This window comes from Levilactobacillus parabrevis, assembly GCF_044051715.1.
Classification (GTDB): domain Bacteria; phylum Bacillota; class Bacilli; order Lactobacillales; family Lactobacillaceae; genus Levilactobacillus; species Levilactobacillus parabrevis.
On record NZ_CP168688.1, the window covers coordinates 610,190 to 632,239 of the forward strand.

General features: G+C 48.8%; 19 protein-coding genes. 14 read left to right on the forward strand and 5 right to left on the reverse strand.

The genetic code is table 11. The features are described from left to right. Positions 1-123 precede the first annotated feature (123 nt). The 3 genes from ACEPSU_RS02950 to ACEPSU_RS02960 all read left to right on the forward strand — a co-directional run bounded on the left by ACEPSU_RS02950 (position 124) and on the right by ACEPSU_RS02960 (position 3,151). Complete coding sequence (locus tag ACEPSU_RS02950) at positions 124-657, forward strand: MarR family winged helix-turn-helix transcriptional regulator (RefSeq protein ID WP_395322759.1); 534 nt, start codon at positions 124-126, stop codon at positions 655-657. Positions 658-685: 28 nt separating this feature from the next. Further along, positions 686-2,452: an ABC transporter ATP-binding protein gene (locus tag ACEPSU_RS02955; protein WP_395345339.1), complete on the forward strand. Its 1,767-nt coding sequence runs from the start codon at positions 686-688 to the stop codon at positions 2,450-2,452. A gap of 228 nt (positions 2,453-2,680) precedes the next feature. Next, positions 2,681-3,151 (forward strand): DUF2975 domain-containing protein, encoded by a 471-nt coding sequence (locus ACEPSU_RS02960; protein ID WP_395322761.1) that lies wholly within the window; start codon positions 2,681-2,683, stop codon positions 3,149-3,151. Between the two features lie 131 nt (positions 3,152-3,282). On the opposite strand, the gene ACEPSU_RS02965 is transcribed toward ACEPSU_RS02960, so the two are convergent. The 3 genes from ACEPSU_RS02965 to ACEPSU_RS02975 all read right to left on the reverse strand — a co-directional run bounded on the left by ACEPSU_RS02965 (position 3,283) and on the right by ACEPSU_RS02975 (position 6,679). Then, the gene (locus tag ACEPSU_RS02965) at positions 3,283-5,031 is read right to left on the reverse strand and encodes a phosphatase PAP2 family protein (protein ID WP_395322762.1); all 1,749 of its coding nucleotides are present in this window, start codon (positions 5,029-5,031) and stop codon (positions 3,283-3,285) included. Positions 5,032-5,266: 235 nt separating this feature from the next. Next, the gene (locus tag ACEPSU_RS02970) at positions 5,267-5,581 is read right to left on the reverse strand and encodes a winged helix-turn-helix transcriptional regulator (protein WP_395322763.1); all 315 of its coding nucleotides are present in this window, start codon (positions 5,579-5,581) and stop codon (positions 5,267-5,269) included. A 21-nt stretch (positions 5,582-5,602) separates the two neighbouring features. Beyond that, positions 5,603-6,679 carry a PucR family transcriptional regulator gene (locus tag ACEPSU_RS02975; RefSeq protein WP_395322764.1) on the reverse strand — a complete coding sequence of 359 codons (1,077 nt, stop codon included), beginning with the start codon at positions 6,677-6,679 and terminating at the stop codon, positions 5,603-5,605. 278 nt (positions 6,680-6,957) lie between these two features. On the opposite strand from ACEPSU_RS02975, the gene pcp reads away from it, so the two are divergent. Both pcp and ACEPSU_RS02985 read left to right on the forward strand, forming a co-directional pair. Then, a complete protein-coding gene (gene pcp, locus ACEPSU_RS02980; protein WP_395322765.1) occupies positions 6,958-7,563 on the forward strand; it encodes a pyroglutamyl-peptidase I in 606 nt (201 codons plus the stop codon). A gap of 128 nt (positions 7,564-7,691) precedes the next feature. Then, positions 7,692-8,342, forward strand: a complete 651-nt coding sequence (locus ACEPSU_RS02985; RefSeq protein WP_020089332.1) for an MIP/aquaporin family protein — start codon at positions 7,692-7,694, stop codon at positions 8,340-8,342. A gap of 328 nt (positions 8,343-8,670) precedes the next feature. On the opposite strand, the gene ACEPSU_RS02990 is transcribed toward ACEPSU_RS02985, so the two are convergent. Then, positions 8,671-9,015: an iron chaperone gene (locus tag ACEPSU_RS02990; RefSeq protein ID WP_395322766.1), complete on the reverse strand. Its 345-nt coding sequence runs from the start codon at positions 9,013-9,015 to the stop codon at positions 8,671-8,673. Between the two features lie 139 nt (positions 9,016-9,154). After that, positions 9,155-10,000: an alpha/beta hydrolase gene (locus tag ACEPSU_RS02995; protein ID WP_395322767.1), complete on the reverse strand. Its 846-nt coding sequence runs from the start codon at positions 9,998-10,000 to the stop codon at positions 9,155-9,157. Positions 10,001-10,300: 300 nt separating this feature from the next. On the opposite strand from ACEPSU_RS02995, the gene allW reads away from it, so the two are divergent. From allW to arcC, 9 genes are all read left to right on the forward strand, one after another. Continuing rightward, positions 10,301-11,806 carry an allantoin permease gene (allW, locus tag ACEPSU_RS03000; protein WP_020089329.1) on the forward strand — a complete coding sequence of 502 codons (1,506 nt, stop codon included), beginning with the start codon at positions 10,301-10,303 and terminating at the stop codon, positions 11,804-11,806. A 2-nt stretch (positions 11,807-11,808) separates the two neighbouring features. Further along, the gene (gene allB / locus ACEPSU_RS03005; protein WP_260340412.1) at positions 11,809-13,197 is read left to right on the forward strand and encodes an allantoinase AllB; all 1,389 of its coding nucleotides are present in this window, start codon (positions 11,809-11,811) and stop codon (positions 13,195-13,197) included. 670 nt (positions 13,198-13,867) lie between these two features. After that, positions 13,868-15,091 carry an allantoate deiminase gene (gene allC, locus ACEPSU_RS03010; protein WP_260338537.1) on the forward strand — a complete coding sequence of 408 codons (1,224 nt, stop codon included), beginning with the start codon at positions 13,868-13,870 and terminating at the stop codon, positions 15,089-15,091. Between the two features lie 52 nt (positions 15,092-15,143). After that, on the forward strand, positions 15,144-15,929 hold the full coding sequence (allE, locus tag ACEPSU_RS03015; protein ID WP_020090390.1) for a (S)-ureidoglycine aminohydrolase: 786 nt from the start codon (positions 15,144-15,146) through the stop codon (positions 15,927-15,929). Positions 15,930-15,970: 41 nt separating this feature from the next. Beyond that, the gene (gene allD / locus ACEPSU_RS03020) at positions 15,971-17,038 is read left to right on the forward strand and encodes an ureidoglycolate dehydrogenase (RefSeq protein WP_020090391.1); all 1,068 of its coding nucleotides are present in this window, start codon (positions 15,971-15,973) and stop codon (positions 17,036-17,038) included. A 27-nt stretch (positions 17,039-17,065) separates the two neighbouring features. After that, positions 17,066-18,832: an acyl-CoA synthetase FdrA gene (gene fdrA, locus ACEPSU_RS03025; protein ID WP_395322768.1), complete on the forward strand. Its 1,767-nt coding sequence runs from the start codon at positions 17,066-17,068 to the stop codon at positions 18,830-18,832. Positions 18,833-18,835: 3 nt separating this feature from the next. Continuing rightward, positions 18,836-20,098, forward strand: coding sequence for a DUF1116 domain-containing protein (locus ACEPSU_RS03030; RefSeq protein WP_260338533.1), 1,263 nt, complete (start codon positions 18,836-18,838; stop codon positions 20,096-20,098). Further along, positions 20,099-20,953 (forward strand): DUF2877 domain-containing protein, encoded by an 855-nt coding sequence (locus tag ACEPSU_RS03035; protein ID WP_020090394.1) that lies wholly within the window; start codon positions 20,099-20,101, stop codon positions 20,951-20,953. Between the two features lie 24 nt (positions 20,954-20,977). Then, positions 20,978-21,919, forward strand: a complete 942-nt coding sequence (gene arcC, locus ACEPSU_RS03040) for a carbamate kinase (RefSeq protein WP_395322769.1) — start codon at positions 20,978-20,980, stop codon at positions 21,917-21,919. The last annotated feature ends 131 nt before the right edge of the window (positions 21,920-22,050 follow it).

Consider the following 22,050-nt stretch of genomic DNA (forward strand, 5'->3'; position numbering starts at 1 on the left):
GAATGCGTGCTGAAATATGGCTAAGAGATTTGAAAACATGTTAGCTTTTAGTTAGTTTTAGTTTACAAAAGCTAACTAAGATGCTAATATTATCAGCATCAAGAAAACGAGGAGGAAATTAACATGACAGATTCGAGTCGTGACTTATTAAAATGTTTTGGAAAGCTTTTACAGAACCGGGCCTTTTTGATGGCAGTGGGGCATCAGGCAGGGATGGGCGGCCATGGTGGACCACACAGTGGTAATCGTGGCCAGGGAAAGTTATTGAAAGTTTTAGCGCAGTCACCAAATGGGCTCACGAACGCTGAAATTGCAGAACTACTCGATATTCGCCCCAGCTCCGTGAGTGCGACCATCAGTCGGTTAGTTGACGCTGGCTTCGTTGAACGGATTCCCAGTCCAACCGACAAGCGCGCAGTCATTGTTCAGTTGAGTGAACGGGGAAAAGAACTTTTTGCGCAATACGACGAGCACGTTGACACGACTGCTGATGAACTGTTCGGTGGATTGACGCCAGACGAACAGGCACAGTTGGAACACTTATTGACGAAGCTGACGCACCAAGTCGCTGACCTTGATTGGGGGGACTTTATGGGGCACCGACCAACGGACTGGCCACACCGCGGCATGGGTGGTATGGGTCGCCCAAGATTTTAAATCTTAGCAATACCGGAGGCAAAGAGAGATGGAACGTAGAATGGTAGCGCCACGGACCGCCAAGCAGCGACGGACGGGCAAGTTTGATTTTAAAGGCTTCTTACATTTGATTCGGCAGACCAAACCGAAATACTGGCAACTCTGGATTGGTTTAACGCTAGGGCTGATTGCAACGGGTGCGCAACTGGCAGTGCCTAAATTGGCGCAGTCGTTGATCAATGGCTTGGGGCATGCGCTGAACCAGCCATTACTGATTGGTGTCGTGATTTTGTTTGTGGTGAGCGCCGCTGTTAGCGCCGTGTCCGGGGCCTTACTAGGATTCTTTGGCGAGAACGTTGTTGCCCGTTTGCGGAGCAACCTCTGGCAAAAACTCGTACGGCTCCGTGTGAGTTACTTTGACAACGTGAAGACCGGTGAGATGACCTCACGGCTGGTCAACGATACCATGCAGATCAAGAATCTACTGGCAAATTCGTTTCCCCAGATGGTGACGTCACTCTTTCAACTTGTGGGCGCACTCGTCATTATGTTACTGATGGACTGGCGGATGACAGCTATTATGTTCAGTGCCGTCCCCCTGATGATGGTTGTTATGTGGCCAATCATGCGCCAATCCGGTAAGATTGGCCATCAACGACAGGATGCCATGGCCGCCTTTAGTGGCGAGACGGACGAGACACTCAGTGAAATCCGTTTGGTCAAATCGTCCAACGCCGAGAATTATGAAACACAGACGGGGATCCAACAGATTCAGGACCTTTACCGGATTGGTTTGCGCGAGGCAATTTACGATGCCATCGCTAGCCCTGTGATGACCGCGGCCATGTTGGCGGTATTTGTGGGTGTACTGGCTTACGCTGCTGTGCGGGTATCCGCTGGCACAATGAGCATGGGGACGATGTTCTCCTTCATGATGTATTTGTTCCAAATCATTGGTCCGGCTGGTACGTTAGCCCGGTTCTTTACCGACTTGTCCAAGGCTAATGGGTCAACTGAACGCGTGCGCGAGTTGCTAAGTGAACCGGAAGAAGCACTTAGTGAAGGAGCGACACAGTCCGTCAGTGATGCCACGTTAGCCATGACCCACGTTGACTTCGCTTACGAAGATGGCCAGCCAATCTTACACGATGTGAATTTTGAAGCCAAACCCAACACAGTTGTTGCGTTTGCGGGACCGTCCGGTGGTGGGAAATCTACAATTTTCGGTTTACTGGAGCGCTATTATCAACCACAGAGTGGGCAAGTGACCATTGGTGGATCGGACGTGCGTGACTTCAATCTCAGTGATTGGCGTTCACAAATTGGCTACGTTAGCCAGGATTCCGCTATCATGGCTGGTACGATTCGGCATAATCTGACGTATGGTGCGGACCGCAACTTCACGGATTCAGAGTTGTGGCACGTACTGAAATTGGCTTCTGCGGATGGTTTCGTAGCTAAGATGACAGATGGTCTGGACACCCAAGTGGGTGAACGGGGCGTTAAGGTCAGTGGTGGTCAACGTCAACGGTTAGCGATTGCACGTGCCTTTCTACGTGATCCGAAGATTCTCTTGTTAGATGAAGCCACAGCCAGTCTGGATTCTGAGTCCGAAGCTATGGTGCAGCGCGCTCTAACGGAGTTGATGAAGGGGCGGACAACGTTAATCATCGCTCATCGTTTGAGTACGATTGTGGATGCCGACAATATTTACTTCATTGAAGACGGCCATGTCAGCGGTCACGGTACGCATCATGAACTGATGGCGAGCTTACCGCTGTATCGAGATTACGTTAAGATTCAATTCAAAGGCTAGGTGCTACCTTGCGAACTTTGCCGATAGTGATGACATGGAGCCGACTGGTCGGTGGCAATTCTGTATCAAATTAGGGTAAAACGATTGTCTCATTATGGCCGCTTTCAATTTGTGGAAAGCGGCTATTTTGGTGTCGTTAGCCATCTTAAGAATTGGTTGAGATTCAGTTACGAATATATCGTTTATCGATAAACGCGAATATAATCGATTCTAAAAGGGGATGGCGTTATGCGAAAGCAGATAGTCGTATTAAAAGGGGCTTTAGGGCTCGCGGTTGTTGCCGTACTGGACTTAGCAGTTATCGTAGCACCCGTGATTCTGCGAGTCTCGAGTGTAGAACTTCATCAATTAGCCGTCGCGCTTGGCCTGGGGTTATACGTGGCCATCGGTTTGGTTTTGTGTGCAATTTTCGAAGCTTTTAACTTGTTACGTAGGATTGCAAGGGGAACGGCTTTTTCCACGGAATCAGTGAAAGCACTTGGCTGGATTAAATGGAGTGCGTATGGGGTCACGCTGACTTTCGCAGCTGTATTACCGTTGATCTATTTGTGGGCGGACGGTGAGGATGCACCTGGCCTGTTGCTCTTTGCCTTGATCATAACAGCCGTTGCATTGGTTGTAGGCGTTTTTGCTAACATTCTGGAACAACTTCTGCTGAGCATTGTCGTGATGAAACGCGAAAATGAGCTGATAGTCTGATTGTAATTTGGGTAGGTGCGATCCTTCAGAAGAAACAATTGACGTAACGTACTAGCTGGTTAATATTGAAGATAAGTGGAACCGGACTGAATCCTAGCTGATTCAGTCCGGTTCCTTTGTGAATTGATAATTTATTTAGCGAGTTTTACAGCGTGCTTGGTGTAAACAACGTGCCAACCTTTAGGTAAGCCATTAACGTGTTTGAACTTACCGGTATGCTTCTTGTAGGTGATCAGTTTGGCACCCTTTTTGAGTTGCCCCTTGGTAACCTTCAAGGTCCCGTTGAACTTGGCGGTCTTTTTAATCGTTAGGTGACCCGCGCGACTCATCGTCAACTTACCAGCTTTGGCTTGTTGGAATTGTCCACGGACGGTGACCTTAGTCGTAGCTAACTTCAGGTTTCCCTTAGCCAGCTTAACGTTTCCCTTACCCAAAGCAATGGTGTTAGCAACTTGAAGCGTTCCACCCTTAAGTTCAGTACCACCGGTGTATCGGTTGGCGCCACTCAGTGTGAGTTGGCCAGTGCCGGCTTTGGTCAACTTACCAGTACCGCCGATTTGGTTCTTCCAAGTATCCTTGGCGTTGAAGTTCCCCTTCTTGGCGTCCATGTTAACTTTGACGTTGTTTAAGAAGGAACCATAACCGTTAGCGGCAGAGAAGAGGTCCAAACGACCCCAACCTTCGGCATCGTCCATAACTGGATAACCAGAAGGCATCCCAGTCGTGAAGAGAACGGCCCGCCGTTGAGTAGCATTTAAGTAAGGTAAGCGAGTCTTAAGTAAGACTTCGGCGCCTTTAGGAACGCGCATAGCTTGGTGAGTGTCGCCAGATTGGTCGAAACCGTAAGTCATCCGGTAACGATAATCTTTGCGGTTCGTTTCGTAATCGCTAAAGTCATCTGGTGCGGAGTCATCTTTGCTGCCCAAAAGTGCGGATGATTGTGCCGTTTGGTAAGCGTTCTTCATTAAATCTTGATTGTTAGGGTCGTTGAGCGTAGCCGCGGTGATAGCTGTTCCGACCATTCGACCACCCATAACTGCTAATGGGGTGTGCCGACCGGCGATGACACGGTCCATACCTACTTCGGAACCACGGGTTGCCAATTCTTGGAAACGTTGTGGGAATGCATAGGCCAAGGCAAGGCTAGCTTCAAAACCACCCGTGGTATGACCACTAGGGAAGTCGTAAGAGTCTTTGGCAGCATCGGCCATTGAATTAACCAGTGCCGGTAATGGTTTGACCGTATCACTTACTCGATATGGGCGGACGAAGTCATAGTAGTGCTTAACGGCATTCGTTCCGGAGAAGGGGGAGTCCTTAGTTAGATTCATTAATTTCACGACAGGACCAAGCTTAGAAGTCGGGGATGCCCAAGTCACTTTCTTGGCTTTGTAGTGGTGAGGGAGTGGCGTGCTAGGCATCGATGAAATGTTGGTCTGAGCATCTGAATTTGCAATAAATGCTGGTGCATAAGGGCCAAGGGCACGAATGGTGGCATACTGTCGGTTTTGCTGGTCCGTTAAAAATGAGCGAGTGGATTCCCTGTCGGTACGGTTTTGCGTGATTTCTGCGGTTTTTTCGAGGTTTAGGTTAAGCATGGATTTATCAACGGCTTGGCCATGAGACCAATATGAAGAAAACTCATCGACTAAGCCAATGACGGGATTGGTTTCGGGCGTGTTGTATTGATCGAGATTATGCCGATAGTTATCGATAAAGTAGCCATAATTCGCCTCATGGGGCGTCAACAAAGCCGCCACGTTAGGTTGTTTTGTCTTAGCGCTGGCGGTTGTCACGTTGGTCACCATGGGAAGGGTGACGGCAACCAGGGAGAGTACGGCTGCTGCCCGTTTAGTCCAAGTCCGTTGTCTAATTTTCATGAAAATACCTGCCTTTCAAAATTGAGGGTTCGTTTTCATTTTTTATTACAAAGCCAGCATACCTGATTGTCATCCCTTTGTCAGCAGGCTTAGGCAAACCAATACAGGAACCATACTAAATTGATACATAGTGTTCGGGTAGACACCATTTAAGTATGACTATCCTTATAATGACGCGCTTTCACAATCAAATTAATAAAAAATGGCGGTCTAATAACGCGGACCGCCATTTTAATTAAATAGCTAAATTATTTTCTAAAGTATCATTGCCCCAGTCTTCCAATTCACGCAAGATCTGGTGGAACATCTCACCAGTCTGGGTTAATCGGTAGCTGTAATCGTCTTTGGGGAGCGTTTCAATCAGCTCCCATTCTTGCAAGTGTTTGAGCCGCAGTAAGAGGTTGAAAGTTGAGATACCGCGCACCGTGACGCGTAAATCCATGAAATCCGTGGGAACTGGATCGAGTTGATACAAAATCAATGCGTACCAGCGCTGATGAAGAATTTCTAGACCGAGTTCACTGCCTAGATTGAGTTGGGTTAGAGCCATTTGAAACCGATCCTTTCATTGTCAAAGTTGTAAAAAGTTGAACAGCCGGTAGCTGAGCCGGAGGCCAAAGGTTTTGTCGGGGTCATCAAAATTAATTTCGATTAGGTCTTGGATCTTTTGCAACCGTTTGGTTAGGCTGTTTCGGTGCAGGTGAAGCTGATCGGCTGTCACGCTGATTTTGCAGTCGTTTTCCAGAAATTCGAAGAGCGTTTTAAACAATTCGCCGTGGTGTTGTCGGTCGTATTTTTTTAGGAATAACAGCTGTGAGCACATGGTATTCTTCAGCAGGGAGGCGTTGTCCACTTGAGAAAGAATCACGTAGATATTGTATTTCTGTGTGGCGTTGACCACCGTCAGCGTCCCCAGTCGTTGCGCAATCTGGGCGGCTTGTTCACAAATATTTCGGAATTCGGCCGTCTTGCTAACATCACCGTAAGCTTCTGAGACAAAGAAGTAGTGGTGAAAGAAAGTCCCTAACTGTTTTAATTGCGGTTGTAGCTGGGGCAGGTCATCCGCGTTCAGTAAAAAAATTAGGCGTTGGTGATCCTCGGCCAACGGCATCGGCGCGATGAGATCACGAAGCTGCTGAATAAAGGCCGTTTGGTTAGTGGCTCCCGCTTCAGGCGTGGCGGTCACACAGACCATCTTGTCCCCAAGTAGTGGTTGCAGGAGAGTCGTATCCGTTTGTGCTGGTTGAGTCAGCAACTGGCTAAAGAGACTGTTGACCTCGCTCTGGTTGGGATTTAGTGCGTACCGGTCGATGAAACTGTTAATGGCCCGGATGGCAAGTTGGACTTTATCGTGGGCGACTGGGTGACGCTTGGTGTGTGCCGTGAAGAGGTACCACGTGTTCAATGCCAGGGGATTAATGATGTTACGAATGAATGCCAGCTGGTCGTGGCGATACAGGGAGACGTTAGCGGCAGGAGTTAGCCAATCTGAGGGAATCTGGATGAGTGTGGTGTGACTGTTGCTGATGATACGACCAGATTGATCGGCCAAGATAAGCGGTTGGTCGAGATAGGCTGCAACTAGATCCGTTAGCTCGTCGAGGGTTGAACATTGAATTGATTTTAGAAGAAAATCCTCCATATTCATCTGGCAGGTCCTTTCGGTGTGCAATATGCACATTTATTTAATTGATTAATGGGCAACATCTACTATGTAGGTCTATTTATGCTGATAATACAGCTGTTAAACGATGAAAGTATCATAGCAGTTAGTGGGCAGATTGTCTATAGAAGATAGCTCTTAACGAATTTTCCTTGCCGATTCGACCTGTCAACCAGGCGAGAGGTAAACCAATTTCTGATGAGTCGTCGTTTTGATGGCAAGAGCAGTATAATTGAGAATAAACTATTTGGGAGGTCACCTAAATGAAACTATTAGTCACGGGTTTTGACCCATTTGGCGGTGAGACAACCAACCCAGCCATCGAAGCAGTCAATCAGTTGCCAGATAAGATTGCCGGAGCTGACATTGTTAAGCTGGAGGTTCCCACGGAGTTCAACCGCTGTGCCGAGGTCGTTCGGGCGGCTATTCTCGCGGAACAGCCGAATGTCGTCCTGAGCATTGGCCAGGCAGGCGGCCGGGCGGCGCTCACACCAGAGTTGGTTGCCATTAATCTGAATGATGGTCGGATTCCAGATAATGCTGGGCAACAGCCCGTGGATCAACCAATCCAACCGGCGGGAGCTGCTGCCTATTTCACACAACTGCCAATTAAGGCGATGGTTAGGGCCATTCAGACGGCCGGATTACCGGGTCAGGTCTCGACGACGGCGGGAACTTACGTCTGCAATCACCTAATGTATCAAGTCCAGTACCTGCGAGCGACCGAGTTCCCCGCGTTACGGGCGGGGTTCATGCACATTCCATTTTTGCCCAGTCAGGTCACAGATAAGCCGAATATGCCATCCCTATCGCTGGTGGATGATGTCCGTGGTATCACAGCAGCTATTGCGGCAATTGTTACGGAATAGGTATGAACATTGGCAAAGCACGTGTTAACTAGCGGATGCGTTAAGTAATTTGCGTATTGGGAGCGTTCCCGAAATATTTATATTATAATAATGTTAGTTCGACAGAGAATTGGATTGGAGGAATGAACATGCAGAAATATACTGCAGAGTTTTTGGGCACCTTTATGTTGGTGTTCTTAGGGACCGGTGCCGTGACCGTGGCAGCCGGAAGCACGTTAACGATTGGGCTGGCGTTTGGGCTAGCCATTACGGTGTCAGCCTATGCCTTTGGTGGCATTTCCGGTGGGCATTTTAATCCAGCCGTCACCACGGCAATGCTGATCAACCGGCGAATCTCCGGACGCGATGCCATCTGGTATATCGTTGCGCAAGTCTTAGGTGCCACCGCAGCATCAGCTATTATGAAATTATTTGTCGGTGGTCTGGGATTGGCAACGAATCAATTGGGTCAGACGGACTTCCCCAAGATTTCAACGGGGTTAGCTTTCCTAGTTGAAGCACTCGTGACCTTCTTGTTCCTGCTGGTCATCTTAAATGTGACGAGCGACCGTCACGGTAACGGTGACTTTGCGGGGCTTACGATTGGGGTGACGTTAGCCTTCTTGATCATTGTGGCGTTGAACCTGACTGGTGGGTCGTTGAACCCAGCACGGTCGTTTGGGCCCGCAGTGTTCGCTGGTGGTAGTGCGTTGTCTCACCTATGGTTGTACATTGTTGCCCCAGAAGTTGGGGCCATTCTGGCAGCGTTTGTCGGCCGGATGATGGGCAGTGAAGACTAACTGGTGAGAGTTGTCGCCTGCGGTTGCCGAGGATTCTGCCGCTGTGGGGATCGCCTGCAGCCAGAGGACGGGCTTCCGGCTCGGTTTGAAACCTCGCTGAATTCGTGCGAGTTTCCAAACGCGTCCCGCGGAGTAAGGCCGGGAAGAAGCAGTCCCCGGTCTAACACCGCCGTCACTGCAGGCGCCATCCTCAGCTTCCTCCGGCTAAGCAAACTGTCACATTGGTAGCTGTAGCAATGGCTTGTGTGGTTTCGAAACAGGCATTTGGAGCAATAATTTAAATAGATGAAAAATGGCCGATTCCATAGAGGAATCGACCATTTTTGTTCTACTTATGCTGAATCTCGTCTAGCTTAAACTGAACCATTTTCGTAATTAAGTCTTCGGGCAACGGCTTGTTGTAATCGAATTGAATAGCACCCTTGGAGTATTTGTAGCGGCCTTCCAAGTCATCTTCAAACTGAATGATCGGTGTGCTCGTGGGATAGAATCCCAAGTGATTCTTCATCGCCGCAAAGTAAACGATGTCCTTGTCTTGGTGAAAGGCGGGCATCCCGTAACTCATCTTTTCAGTGGCTTCGGGTAGTAACTTTTTGAGAATCTGGTACATGGCGGTTAACTGGGGCTGTTGCTTAACATCTGCCTCTTCGATATAATCAGTAATGACGGTCATGAAAGCGCCTCCTATTTGGTGATAAACACCTTGCCTTGATAGTACCATAGATGGGGTCGTTTCCGTTTAGTAAAACGATTTACTCATGAATCTTTAACAGCACGTATGACCTAGAGCAAACGTGCTGTTATAAATCATTTCAGGCTGATGCGCGGACACCAACCGGGATAGCTGTAATAAAGGTAACGATTTGGTCGTAAATGGCCAAACTCTCGGGAGTCGCTTCGCGGTCAAAGTCGTGCTCGTGATGGGCGATGGGTAACAGGGTTGCTTCCGGCAGGTACTTCACCGCGTATTCTGAGGTGGCAAAGGGGACGTCGGGGTCGTTGGTGCTGTGGATCATAAGCGTTCGCGGCAGGCGACCTAGATCGTCCGGTGTCAGTGAGTAGGCTGCCACGTCACGCATGCTTGGTAGAAATTGGCTGAGCCAGGTGCCAAATTGTCGGCCGGAAACGTATAGCGGATAACGATCCTTCATTTCGCCAGCGACTAAGGGCTGCCGCTGAATCAGTGCTTGCGCATTCATTGGCAGGACCTTTGGGAAACTGTCGTAGAATTCAGCGGGCATCCGGAATTCGGGGTAATCCAAGCCGGAGTAGCCGTACAGGTCAACGAAACCGTCTGCCGTGAAGCCGTCCCGTAACAGGAGGTAGGCGAGGTAGGAGCCGGCTGAACGTCCCATCAGGATGACGCGGGTGGCGTGAGGTGTTTTGTCCAACATGACCTGAATGGATTCACGTAGGACGGGTAAAATCGTGTCAATTTTAACCTCTGGCGCGAGGAGGTAGTCAAATGTAAAAAGCTGAATACCCGCGGCCGTAAATTTTTCGAGGTAGGCCGTGGGAAGATCGTCCCGTTGGCCAAACTCTAGTCCGCCACCGTGAAGATAGAGAATGGTGGCCGTTGGCGTCGTGTCGGGGGCGTAACTGGTTGCCATCAGTGAGATGTCTTGGTAGGTATTTAGTTGTACTTGGGTTGTCTTCAAAACCGCCACACTCCTTCTAATATTGTAATCGGTTTCATTTTACCAAATTTTCAGCCGTTAAGGTGACAAATGAAAATGTTTTTCTAGTCATTTTGGACAATGCTCCCAAGAAAGAAACCGCTTACAATGGGCAGTGATAAATAGTTAGCTCCTAACTGGCAGGCAACCAAGCCTGCGACTGATCGGAATCCTTGACCGTTCGCGCGAACATCATCTTCTGAGGACTTTAGGGCGCGGCCGTTTATCGAGACTATTCTGCAACGAAGGTGGTTAAAGATTACATTCTAAGGGGTTTTGAAGGTGAAAACGAACGAGTATGAAGTAACTGAGCAGCAAATTGCAACGTTCAAAGAGCGCGGCTACAACGATGATTTACTTCCTAAGACCGGCGACAAGCGGAACATGGGAATTGGTAACTTCTTTACCTTGTGGATGGGGTCCATCCATAACATTCCTAATTACGCGGCCGTCGGTGGCTTCCTGTTCTTAGGCTTATCACCGCTTAACGTCATGATCGCCATATTCCTGAGTGCATTCTTCGTCTCCGCATTCATGGCCATCAACGGTATCGTCGGATCCAAGTATGGAATTCCCTTTGCAATGCACCTTCGTTCGGCCTACGGCAACCTTGGTGCTAAGCTACCAGGATTCTTGCGTGGCTGTGTCGCGGCGATTGCCTGGTTTGGGTTACAGACGTATACGGGTTCTCTAGCTTTACTGATTATGATCGGTAAGATTTGGCCAGGCTTCCTCGAAATTGGGGGTTCGACCAAAATTCTAGGAATCAGTATCCCGGGCTTAATCTCATTCACGATCTTCTGGGTCTTAAACGTCCTGGTTGGATTTGGTGGCGGGAGTATTTTAAATAAATTTACCGCAATTTTAAGCCCACTGATTTATGTCGTATTTGGCGGGATGGCAATCTGGGCAATCTGGGGTGCTGGCGGGTTAGGACCGATTCTGTCCTACCACATTACCGCAACCTCCCATGCCAACCCACTTCTGGTTTACTTTATTATCTTCAACTCTGTAATTGCCGTTTGGGCAGCACCCGGGACCAGTATCGCGGACTTTACGCAAAACGCCAAGTCCACAAAGGCTCAGGCGATTGGCCAGACATTAGGCTTATCAGTTGGTTACCTGATCTTTGCCTTCACCAGTGTGGTGATTCTGATCGGGGGCTCGATTCATTACAACATCCAGGAATGGAACGTTTTGAACATTATCGAACGGTGGGATAGCCTGCCCGCAATCCTGATTTCAATGGCCGTCTTCCTACTGACCACGATTTCAACGAATGCGACCGGGAACATTATTCCAGCCGGTTACCAATTGACAGCTTTATTCCCTAAGAAGTTGAATTACAAGAGTGGTGTAATCATTGCTAGTATCATTAGTTTCCTGATTATGCCGTGGAAGTTGATGGAAAACTCAGACAGTATCTTCATTTTCTTAAATGGGATTGGTGCTGTCCTGGGACCAGTTGCTGGGGTCATGATTGCCAACTACTTCTTCATTCACTACCGGCATGAAAATCTGGATACCCTGTATATGGATCTGAATACCGGGAATAAAGAGATTCGTTATCATGGCATCAATAAAGAGGCCTACATCGCGACAATCTTAGCTCTCGTATTGTCACTTAGTGGTCAATTTATTCCAGCCGTCAAAGTGATTTCTGATTTATCATGGTTTGTTGGATTTATCTCTGCGTTCCTGATTTACCTAGGGTTAAAGAAAATGGTGTCGAAAAAAGAACCGGCAACAGTTAACCAAAGTTTAAACCAAGATATAAAGGAGGAATAAACATGAGTCATGAATTAGTTATTAAAAATGGATTGGTCATCCTTGAGGGTGGCGCGGTTCACACTGATGTGGCAGTCGATAATGGCAAGATTACCGCCATTGGAGAAAATCTGGACGGTAGTAAGATTGTTGACGCCAAAGGCTTAGTTGTTAGTCCTGGGATGGTTGATGCCCATGTACATATTACCCCAATGGGTGGTGGCTACCGGGATCAATGGGAAGGCTATGTTACTGGAACGGCTTCTTGTGCTAAAGGTGGGGTTACATCCTTTATGGAAATGCCTTTGAACCAAGTGCCCGCTACGGTTGATGGCAAGACCCTTGAAGAAAAGTACTCACACAAAGATGAATTAAAAGTGGATGTTGGCTCATTTGGTGGGTTAGTACCCTCAAACTTAAAGGGCGGCATTCAAGAATTAGATGAAGGCGGCGTTGCAGGTTACAAGTGTTTCTTAGCAACCTGTGGGGACCGGTCAATCGACGGTGACTTTGAAAACGTTGATGACTACTCCCTCTACGAAGGTATGAAGCAGATTGCCAAGACGGGTAAAGTCTTAGCTATTCATGCCGAAGACGCAGCGATTACCGACCGCTTGGGTGAAATTGCTAAGGCGGAAGGTAAGACCACGTTGGCAGACTACGTCGACACCCGTCCAGCCTTTACTGAAGTCATGGCCATCAAGAAGGCTATCTTTATGGCTAAGCAAACGGGCTGCCGGATTCACATCTGCCACGTTGCTTGCCAAGAAGGGGTTGACGCAGTTATCCAAGGTCGCGCTGAAGGTGTCGACGTTACCTGTGAAACCTGTGTTCACTACCTATACTTTGCCAAGGATGAGTTGGATGCAATTGGTGCCATCGTTAAGTGCTCACCACCAATCCGGGAACAAGCCCAACAAGATGCTTTGTGGAAGCGGGTTGAGTCAGGTGCGATTAGCTTCGTAACGTCCGACCACTCACCATGTACCCCTGATTTGAAGGATACTGACAATGCATTCGATGCATGGGGCGGTATCCCAGGTGTTCAAAACGACGTTGACGTTATGTACGATGAAGCCGTTCAAAAGCGCGGCATGTCATTGACACAATTCGCCAAGATTACGGCTTCGAACCCTGCCGATCGTTACAACTTGGATGACAAGGGTCGGATCAGTGTTGGTAAGGATGCCGACTTCGTTCTGATCAAGCCAAACGCCCCATACACTTTGAAGGCAGAAGACTTGGAATACCGGAACCAAATCAGCCCATACATTGGCCGTGAAATCGGTGCGCAAGTTATGCAAACCATCTTACGTGGCCAAACGATCTACAGCAAGGAAGCCGGCGTAACGTCAAGCTTCCCAGGCAAGTTCATCGAAAAGGCGTCAAAGCAAGTTGCTGAAACAGTTTAGTTTAACGTCCAAATAACAATGAAGAACAATCCATCTTCGGTAGAGATATTGGAGGGGATTGTTTTTTGTGTAAAGAGTGCGGAACAAGGCGGTTAGGTCCTGAGCATTAACGTCATTAGGTGTAAAATCCCGGGCCTGGCTTTTGCCCTGATTGGGGTTAAGCACAGCTGGCTACTTGCTGGAACACGTTTCGGCAATGTAAAAGGGAAGTGAGGACCAAACCAAATCATTGTCTAATCCGCACAATCTCCCACTAACAAAATGTGAAAATCTATGACGGTCCCAAAGAAAACGTCAATTGATTTAGCTAATACATGAAAATTAGAAAACACGTGGTTGTCGAGAATTCAAGACGCAATCCTAATAGGAAGCGACGTCGCGTAGTTTAAACCTAAGAGGGTCGTTGAATCCCAGTGTATCAGGGCTTTAAGCGCACGTGTAGTAGCGACAGCTTCAAGCGACATTCCCCACTGTAAAATAGCCGCGACAAATCCGCAGATCAATTCTGCCACCAAGTTAGTAAAATCTCAGCCCCAACAATTGGTGCTTTTGGCCAAATCTAGTAGGAATGCAACAATTTCACGATTGAATTTGGCCAAAGTGACTAATGATGATAGTAATGAAAGCGCATACAATAAGCTTGTAACATAATATGAAGGAGGTTCAAATTATGGAACTCGAAAAAGTTGTTGATGAACGACTTAAGAAATTGTCATCAATCGGTAGCGATCCAACAGGTGGGATGACACGGTTGCTTTACTCCGATTCATGGTTGGAAGCCCAGAAGTACGTTAAAGCACAGATGGAATCAACCGGGATGGCAACCAAGTTCGATGATGTTGGTAACTTGTTTGGGCGGATCGAAGGTTCCGAGACGCCAGAAGAAACCATCATGACGGGTTCGCATATTGACACGGTGGTTAACGGTGGGACACTCGATGGCCAATTCGGGGTCGTTGCTTCACTGACTGCCGTCCAGTTCCTGCAAGAAAAGTACGGCGCACCAAAGCGGTCACTGGAAGTTATCTCCATGGCTGAAGAGGAAGGTAGCCGGTTCCCAACAGTATTCTGGGGCAGCAAGAACTTTGTCGGGATTGCAAACAACGATGAAGTCAAGGACGTTGCCGATGCTAACGGGAAGAAGTTCGCTGATGAAATGCACCGCCAAGGCTTTGACTTTAGTGCCAAGCAAACGCGGCGTGATGACATCAAGGCCTTCGTTGAAGAACATATTGAACAAGGGAGCATCCTCGAAAGAGAACACGAACAAATCGGGGTTGTGAACAGCATTGCCGGCCAACGGCGTTACGACATTACCTTGAAGGGTGAAGCCAACCATGCCGGGACGACGCCACTGAGTTACCGTCACGATGCCGTCTACGGGATGGCTAAGATCGTGAATACCGCTTTGGACAAGGCTCACGAGATTGGCGATCCACTGGTCTTAACGTTTGGGAAAGTTGTTCCAAAGCCTAACACGGTTAACGTGGTTCCTGGGGAAGTCCTCTTCACGATGGATTGCCGTCACACCGATGCCGATTACTTAGTTAAATTCACCACTGAGATTGAAAACATGATGCGCGACGTTGCCAAGGAAATGGGCTTAGACATCAACATCGACCTCTGGATGGATGAAAAACCAGTACCAATGAGTCAAAAGATCGTTGATACCATCGAAAGCCAAGCCAAGGCTGGAAAATACAAGTACCGCGTGATGCACAGTGGTGCCGGGCACGATTCTCAAATCATTGCGCCAGTTTATCCAACGGCGATGATCTTCGTGCCAAGTATCAATGGGGTCAGCCATAACCCAGCCGAAAACACCAAGTTTGAAGACCTGGTTGAAGGTGTGAAGTTGATGGCAGACACGCTTTACCAATTGGCTTACAAATAACTTACTTAGCTAAAACCACACAAAACTAGTCAATAAAAAGGGAGACTTGATCATGAGTTACAAAAACAATCGTACCGGTTACCAAAAGCAATTATTAGGTTCACGTTCCGTCGTTAAGGCAGGCAACTTCGCGTTGATTCCAAACGATGGCTTGGTTAAGAACAATGTACCTGGTTTTGAAAACGTTGACGTTTCCATCATGGGGACCCCACGTTTAGGCGCCCACTTCGTTGATTACATTGCCAGCTTCCAAAAGGGTGGTAAGCACACCGGATTTGGTGGCGAAGGCATCGAAACGGTGGCTTACGTTGTTTCCGGTAAGTTGAAGGTTTCTGATGGTAAGGAAGAAAATATCCTGACTGATGGTGGCTACGCTTACTTCCCAGAAAGTGTCATTATGACCATGGAAAACGCGCAAGACGAACCAACTGAAGTCTTCCTGTACAAGAAGCGTTACCAACCAATCGCTGGCCATAAGGCATACAAGATCGTTGGGAACACGCACGACCGGGCACCACAAGACTACGAAGGTATGACCGATGTTCATCTGTGGGATTTCTTACCAACCGATGACTTAGGCTTCGACATGAACATGCATATCTTGGCTTTCGAACCAGGTGCTAGCCACGCTTATATCGAAACACACTACCAAGAACACGGGGCATACTTAATCAGTGGTTCTGGGATGTACAACCTGGATAACGGTTGGTACCCAGTTGAAAAGGGTGACTACCTCTACATGGGTTCTTACTCACCACAAGCTGCTTACGCCGTTGGCCGTGGCGAACCACTAGCTTACGTATACTCTAAGGATGCTAACCGCGATCCAGAAATCTAACACACGACGACACACCCACACTAGACTTGGAGGGACAGCATATGTCAGATTCAGAAATTACGCTCGTTGATCCGCAAGAGTTACAAGATTTAATGATGAACAAATTTATCGCCGCCGGGTTACCAAAGGTTCCTGCCGAAGAGACAGCACGCCACCTAACATATGCCGACGCCTGTGGGATTCACTCCCATGGGACAGTACGGGTAGCCTACTACGCCGAACGGATCGCTAAGGGTGGGGTTAACCTCGCGCCTAACATCCAGTTTGAAAAGACGGGGACTTCTACCGGGGTCGTTCACTGTGACAACGGGATGGGTCAATACGTCTGCAATGAAGCACTGACTTACGCAATCGGTATGGCCAAGGAAACTGGGACTGCCGTTGTTGGTGTGGAAAAGACCGGTCACAGTGGGATGCTTTCCTACTACGTGAAGCGCGCTGCTGAAGAAGGGTTAGTGGCCATCGCCATGTGCCAATCTGACCCAATGGTCGTGCCTTACGGTGGGAGTGGTAACTACTTTGGAACCAACCCAATCGCTTTCTCTGCGCCACGTTCAAGCGGTGACCCTCTGGTGTTCGATATGGCCACCACGGTTCAAGCTTGGGGGAAAGTTCTGGATGCACGGTCAAAGAACCGGTCAATTCCAGATACCTGGGCGGTTGACGGTAATGGGGACCCAACCACGAATCCACACGACGTTCGTGGCTTACTCCCAATTGCTGGACCTAAGGGCTACGGTTTGATGATGTTAGTCGACGTGGTAGCCGGTTCCTTACTCGGCTTGCCATTTGGGAAGCACGTTTCTTCAATGTACGCCGACCTGACTGAAAAGCGGAACTTGGGGCAATTCTACATCTTGATCGATCCAAAGAAGTTCACGGATCCAGATGCCTTTGCTAAACAAGTCCAACAAATGACTGAAGAATTACACGAAATGAAGCCAGCTAAAGGCTTTGATCAAGTTTACCTGCCAGGTGAACGGAGCCAGATTCGTCGGAAGAAAGCGATGAAAGATGGTATCGAAGTCGCCACTGAAATTTACGATTACTTGAAGAGCGATACGGTTCACTTTGATAAGTACAATGGGCAAGGTGCCTTCGCCGAATAAACTAAACGAAAGAGAGTTGATAACTATATGCTGCACACAGTGATTGAAAAGAATAGTTATCAGGACTCCATCGTGCTCATGCTGTTGACCAACTATCTGGAAACGCTGAATGGCGTCAACAACGTACAAGTCATGATGGGAACCCCTGCTAACAAAGATATCTTTAAGACCGGTGGCTTGGCTACCGATGAACTGGAGGCCGCAACCCCTAACGATATGGTGGTTGTCCTCGATGTTGATAACGAAGACTTAATCGACGACGTGGTCAAGAAGGCCAAGGTTTACCTGGATGAACAATCCAACGGGAGCGACGATGAGAACAGTGGTGAGGAACGGGTGAAGACCTGGGACAAGGCCTTAGAAGTTGCTAAGGATGCACCAGTGGCACTGATCTCCGTACCCGGGGTTTACGCCGCAGGTGAAGTTGAAAAGGCTTTGGATGCTGGCAAAAATGTTTTCTGTTTTAGTGACAACGTGACGATTGAAGACGAAGCTCGTCTGAAGCAGATGGCTCACGAAAAGGGCCTGTTGTTGATGGGCCCCGACTGTGGGACTGGGATTGCGAATGGGTTACCATTAGCCTTCGCTAACCGGGTTCGCAAGGGCAGCATCGGGATCGTTGGAGCCTCTGGAACTGGGATTCAAGAAGTGACAGCCATCATCCATAAGATGGGTGAAGGGGTCACCAACGCCATCGGGACTGGTGGTCGTGACTTGAAGGCCCAAGTTCAAGGGATTACCTTCAAGGACAGTATTGCCTTACTAGATCAAGATCCAGACGTTAAGGTGATCGTTGCCATCTCGAAGCCGCCTGCAAAGGAAGTCCGTGACGATGCAGTTGACCTGTTACGGGCAGCCAAGAAACCAGTCGTTGCCATCTTCTTAGGTGAAAAGCCAGAAGCCCACGAAAAAGGTCTCTACAGAGCTTACACGTTGGAAGAAACGGCGAAGATTGCGGTTGGCTTACTTCACGGTCAGGAACCTACTGGAAACGAGGACGTTGCCGTTAAGGTGCCGGACGTGAAATTACAACCACAACAGAAGTACATTAAGGGTTACTACTCCGGTGGAACGTTAGCGTACGAAGCCGCAACCTTAATGAACAACACGTTAGGCCTTCACGCCGAAAATGGGGTCGATGGCTCAATCTTGAAGAAGGACGGTTACGAAGTCTTAGACCTCGGGGATGACGTCTTTACGCAAGGTCGGCCACACCCAATGATCGATGCGACGAAACGGAAGGAAATGATGGTTTCAGCGGGGCAAGACCCAGAAACTGCCGCAATCCTGTTAGACATCGTGCTCGGTTACGGAACGACGGATGATATGGCGGGTGATTTGAAAGATACGATCATCAAGGTCAAGGCGGATGCTAAGGCTGAAGGTCGGGAGTTACCCGTGATTGCTACCATCGTTGGGACTGACATGGATCCACAGGATTACAGTCAACAACAGCGGACCTTAGCTGAAGCAGGTGTGATCATCTGTGAAAACAACGCCCAAGCTGTTAAGACGGCCTTGGCCATTGTGGGTCATCCAGTTGAAGAAACGCCATTACCAATTCTGCCAGAGGCGCCGTCGAACGTGAAGATGCCAGCTGTTTCTGACAAGCTGAAGGAAATGTTGACAGCTACGCGCTTCTTGAACATCGGGCTGGAAAGTTTTGCGGAAGCAATTAATGAAAGTGGCGGAAGTGCTGTCCAGTTTGACTGGAAGCCAATCGCCGGTGGGAATGTCGAGCTGCAAAAGGCGCTGCTATTCCTCAATAAAGTCGATTTGAAAGTAGGGGTGTAATGAATGGTTTATAAAAGCATAGACGAAGCCAATCAGGCAGTTGTCTCAAAAATTATTGCCGGTTCACCATTCCTATTGGATGTTGTTCCCGCAATCGATGTTATCGATGAATTCAAGCACGGCAAGGTTCTGCTCCACGCCGGTCCGCCAATTACTTATGACAAAATGATCGACCCCGTCCAAGGTGCCTGCATTGGTGCCGCTATGTTTGAAGGGTGGGCAGACAATGAAGATGACGCGCGCAAACTCATGGAAAGCGGCGAAGTCACACTCATTCCTTGCCACCATGTCGATGCGGTTGGTCCAATGGGCGGGATTACCTCGGCTCACATGCCAGTCGTAGTCGTTGAAAACCGGACTGATGGCAATCGTGCTTACTGCACGATGAACGAAGGTATCGGTGCCGTCTTACGGTTCGGTGCTAACGGGCCAGAAGTTATTGACCGGTTACGCTGGATGCGCGACGTCTTAGGCCCAGTGTTGAGCAAGGCATTGCAAACGCGTGAACCACTGAATGTAAACGTTTTAATCGCGAAAGCCATTGCCATGGGGGATGAATTCCACCAACGGAATATCGCCGCTTCATTGGCCTTCTTAAAGGAAATGTCACCAAGTATCGTCGCTTTGGACATCGACCAGAAAGACAAGGAAGATGTTATCCAATTCTTAGCTGACACTGATCAATTCTTCCTGAACATTATGATGGCTTCTGCTAAGTCCGTCATGGACGGTGCCCGCCAGATTCAAGAAGGAACGATTGTTACGGCAATGTGCCGGAACGGTTACGAATTTGGGATTCGGATTGCTGGGATGGGTGACGAATGGTTCACCGGACCAGTTAATACGCCACACGGGCTGTACTTCTCCGGCTTCTCCGAAGATGACGCCTCTCCCGATATGGGTGACAGTGCCATCACTGAAACGTTTGGGGTTGGTGGGTTCGCCATGATCGCCGCACCTGCCGTTACCCGGTTCGTTGGAACGGGGGGGTTCTTCGATGCCTTGCACACCAGTGAAGACATGACTGAAATCACGACGGCATCCAACCCGAACTTCCCCATCCCAACTTGGGACTTCCGGGGAATCTCAATCGGAATTGACGCACGGAAGGTTGTTGAAACGGGTATTCTCCCAGTCATTAACACGGGGATTGCCAACAAGAAAGCTGGGTTAGGACAAATCGGAGCAGGGACCGTTAATCCACCGATGGAAGCCTTCGAGAAAGCTGTCCTGGCTTACGCTAAGAAGTTAGGTTTCGAGGAATAAATGCGTGAAGTAGAAGTTCTGGGCGACCACGTACTTCTGACTCTAGAAGATAGAGACTGGTACGTTCACAGTGTTTTTGAACATACCTTTAATTTAACGGACAAGCAGCATACGCCGTTGGTGATTCTGACCGGCGACCGCTCAAAACTCTTACCAGGTGGACTCTATCTTCCGCCACGCGACTTTACCGATTTATTGAGTCAGATCAGAGATACTCGCAAAGTTGCATTTCGCGGCGATTCATTCTATATCGAGACTTACCAGGACTTCTGGCGTCTCAGAATTGTTGACACGTTTCGTGCCGACCTCTTAACTGAGGGGATTCGTTCAGATCGGTTAGGCTACTTACTGAATAACTGTCGTAACATTGACCGGCAAACTGGATTCGATCAACCGTTTCAGGATTTTCTGAGGGCGGAAACTTCGCCGTATCAAAAAGAGACATCTTGGCTAACAAATGCCGTCACCGTCCAATGGGGAGTCGACTTCTTCATTGGCAGAGGCAGGGGGCTCACCCCATCGGGCGATGACTTTTTGTTAGGCTGGATCCTCATTGATTGGCTGAGTGGCAACCATCAGGAACTCAGAGCGGCGGTCGCTTCGCGAATAGAAGATGCCAGTTATACGACCGATGTTGGTCGGAGTTATCTGTACTACGCCCTGCGGCGCCGGTTCAGTAGCGCATTACTGGGCATCGTCCGGTACCTCAAGGGTAACGAACCGCTGGAGAATTTAGACAATCTCTTGGCAGAAGCTATCGAATATGGCAACACGTCAGGCATTGATTGCCTGGCCGGAATCGTGTCAGCGTTAGTGTACAAGCAGGTCAATCTCGACCTTGATTTGAAATATTGATACGGAAGAAAGGGGGGAATCCCAATGGCTAAACGAGTTGTGATTGCGGTCGGCGGCAACGCCATTCTCCAACCGAAACAAGATCCAACATTTGAAGTTCAGATGACTAACGTTCAGAAGAGTGCTGAGCAGATCGCCAAGATTGAGGCCATGGATTATGAAATTGTGTTGACCCATGGTAACGGTCCCCAGGTTGGGAATATTCTCCAACAAAACGAGCTGGCCAAGCATACCGTGCCAGCACTCCCATTGGATGCCTGTAATGGTGAATCGCAAGGATTCATTGGTTACATGTTAGAACAAAGTCTGAAGAATACGTTGCGGCAGAATCAGTCGTCGGCCAATGTTGCAACCTTGCTGACCGAGGTCGAAGTTGACCGTGATGACCCAGCCTTTAAAGATCCTAGCAAACCGATTGGTGTCTTCTATGATGAAGACGAAGCCAAGCAGCTGCAGGCTAATAAGGGATGGATCATGAAGGAAGACGCAGGTCGGGGTTACCGACGCGTGGTTCCTTCACCAATGCCAGCGATGATTCACGGTGTGGATTCCATTAACCATTTATTGGAACAGAACATCATTGTCATTGCTGGTGGGGGTGGCGGTATCCCGGTCTATCAAGACGAGAACGGTCTACTTCAAGGGCTGGAAGCCGTTATTGACAAGGACCGGACCGGTCGGAAGTTGGCGGAGCAGGTGAATGCCGACATCTTCATGATTCTGACCGATGTCAGCAACGTCTACATCAATTATGGCAAGCCAAACCAGAAAAAATTGGAAGCGGTTTGCGTGAAGGAAACCCAGAAGTATCTCGACGAGGGTCAATTTGCCGCCGGGAGCATGGGTCCTAAGATTGAGGCAGCAATTGCGTTCGCCAAAACCGGGCGGACGGCCATCATCTGTTCCTTAGATGAGGCTGACCTGGCCTTACAAGGTAAGGCGGGGACGCGAATTAGTTATACTTAACCACGGCATTACTTAGCTTGGAAGATTGATTGTCGGGTAAAACGAGTTAAGGTTCGGATTTGAGAAGTATCACTGCCGGGCCGATGGTTAGCGCCATGGCCAAGCTTCTCAAAGTCAGAATCGGTTGATGG

Coding starts and splice junctions, on each gene's coding strand:
- ACEPSU_RS02950 (WP_395322759.1), top strand. CDS start 124: ATGACAGATTCGAGTCGTGACTTATTAAAATGTTTTGGAAAGCTTTTA.
- pcp (WP_395322765.1), top strand. CDS start 6,958: ATGAAACTATTAGTCACGGGTTTTGACCCATTTGGCGGTGAGACAACC.
- ACEPSU_RS02955 (WP_395345339.1), top strand. CDS start 686: ATGGAACGTAGAATGGTAGCGCCACGGACCGCCAAGCAGCGACGGACG.
- ACEPSU_RS02990 (WP_395322766.1), bottom strand. CDS start 9,015: ATGACCGTCATTACTGATTATATCGAAGAGGCAGATGTTAAGCAACAG.
- ACEPSU_RS02985 (WP_020089332.1), top strand. CDS start 7,692: ATGCAGAAATATACTGCAGAGTTTTTGGGCACCTTTATGTTGGTGTTC.
- ACEPSU_RS02975 (WP_395322764.1), bottom strand. CDS start 6,679: ATGAATATGGAGGATTTTCTTCTAAAATCAATTCAATGTTCAACCCTC.
- ACEPSU_RS03035 (WP_020090394.1), top strand. CDS start 20,099: ATGCGTGAAGTAGAAGTTCTGGGCGACCACGTACTTCTGACTCTAGAA.
- arcC (WP_395322769.1), top strand. CDS start 20,978: ATGGCTAAACGAGTTGTGATTGCGGTCGGCGGCAACGCCATTCTCCAA.
- allB (WP_260340412.1), top strand. CDS start 11,809: ATGAGTCATGAATTAGTTATTAAAAATGGATTGGTCATCCTTGAGGGT.
- ACEPSU_RS03030 (WP_260338533.1), top strand. CDS start 18,836: ATGGTTTATAAAAGCATAGACGAAGCCAATCAGGCAGTTGTCTCAAAA.
- fdrA (WP_395322768.1), top strand. CDS start 17,066: ATGCTGCACACAGTGATTGAAAAGAATAGTTATCAGGACTCCATCGTG.
- ACEPSU_RS02965 (WP_395322762.1), bottom strand. CDS start 5,031: ATGAAAATTAGACAACGGACTTGGACTAAACGGGCAGCAGCCGTACTC.
- ACEPSU_RS02970 (WP_395322763.1), bottom strand. CDS start 5,581: ATGGCTCTAACCCAACTCAATCTAGGCAGTGAACTCGGTCTAGAAATT.
- ACEPSU_RS02960 (WP_395322761.1), top strand. CDS start 2,681: ATGCGAAAGCAGATAGTCGTATTAAAAGGGGCTTTAGGGCTCGCGGTT.
- allE (WP_020090390.1), top strand. CDS start 15,144: ATGAGTTACAAAAACAATCGTACCGGTTACCAAAAGCAATTATTAGGT.
- allD (WP_020090391.1), top strand. CDS start 15,971: ATGTCAGATTCAGAAATTACGCTCGTTGATCCGCAAGAGTTACAAGAT.
- allC (WP_260338537.1), top strand. CDS start 13,868: ATGGAACTCGAAAAAGTTGTTGATGAACGACTTAAGAAATTGTCATCA.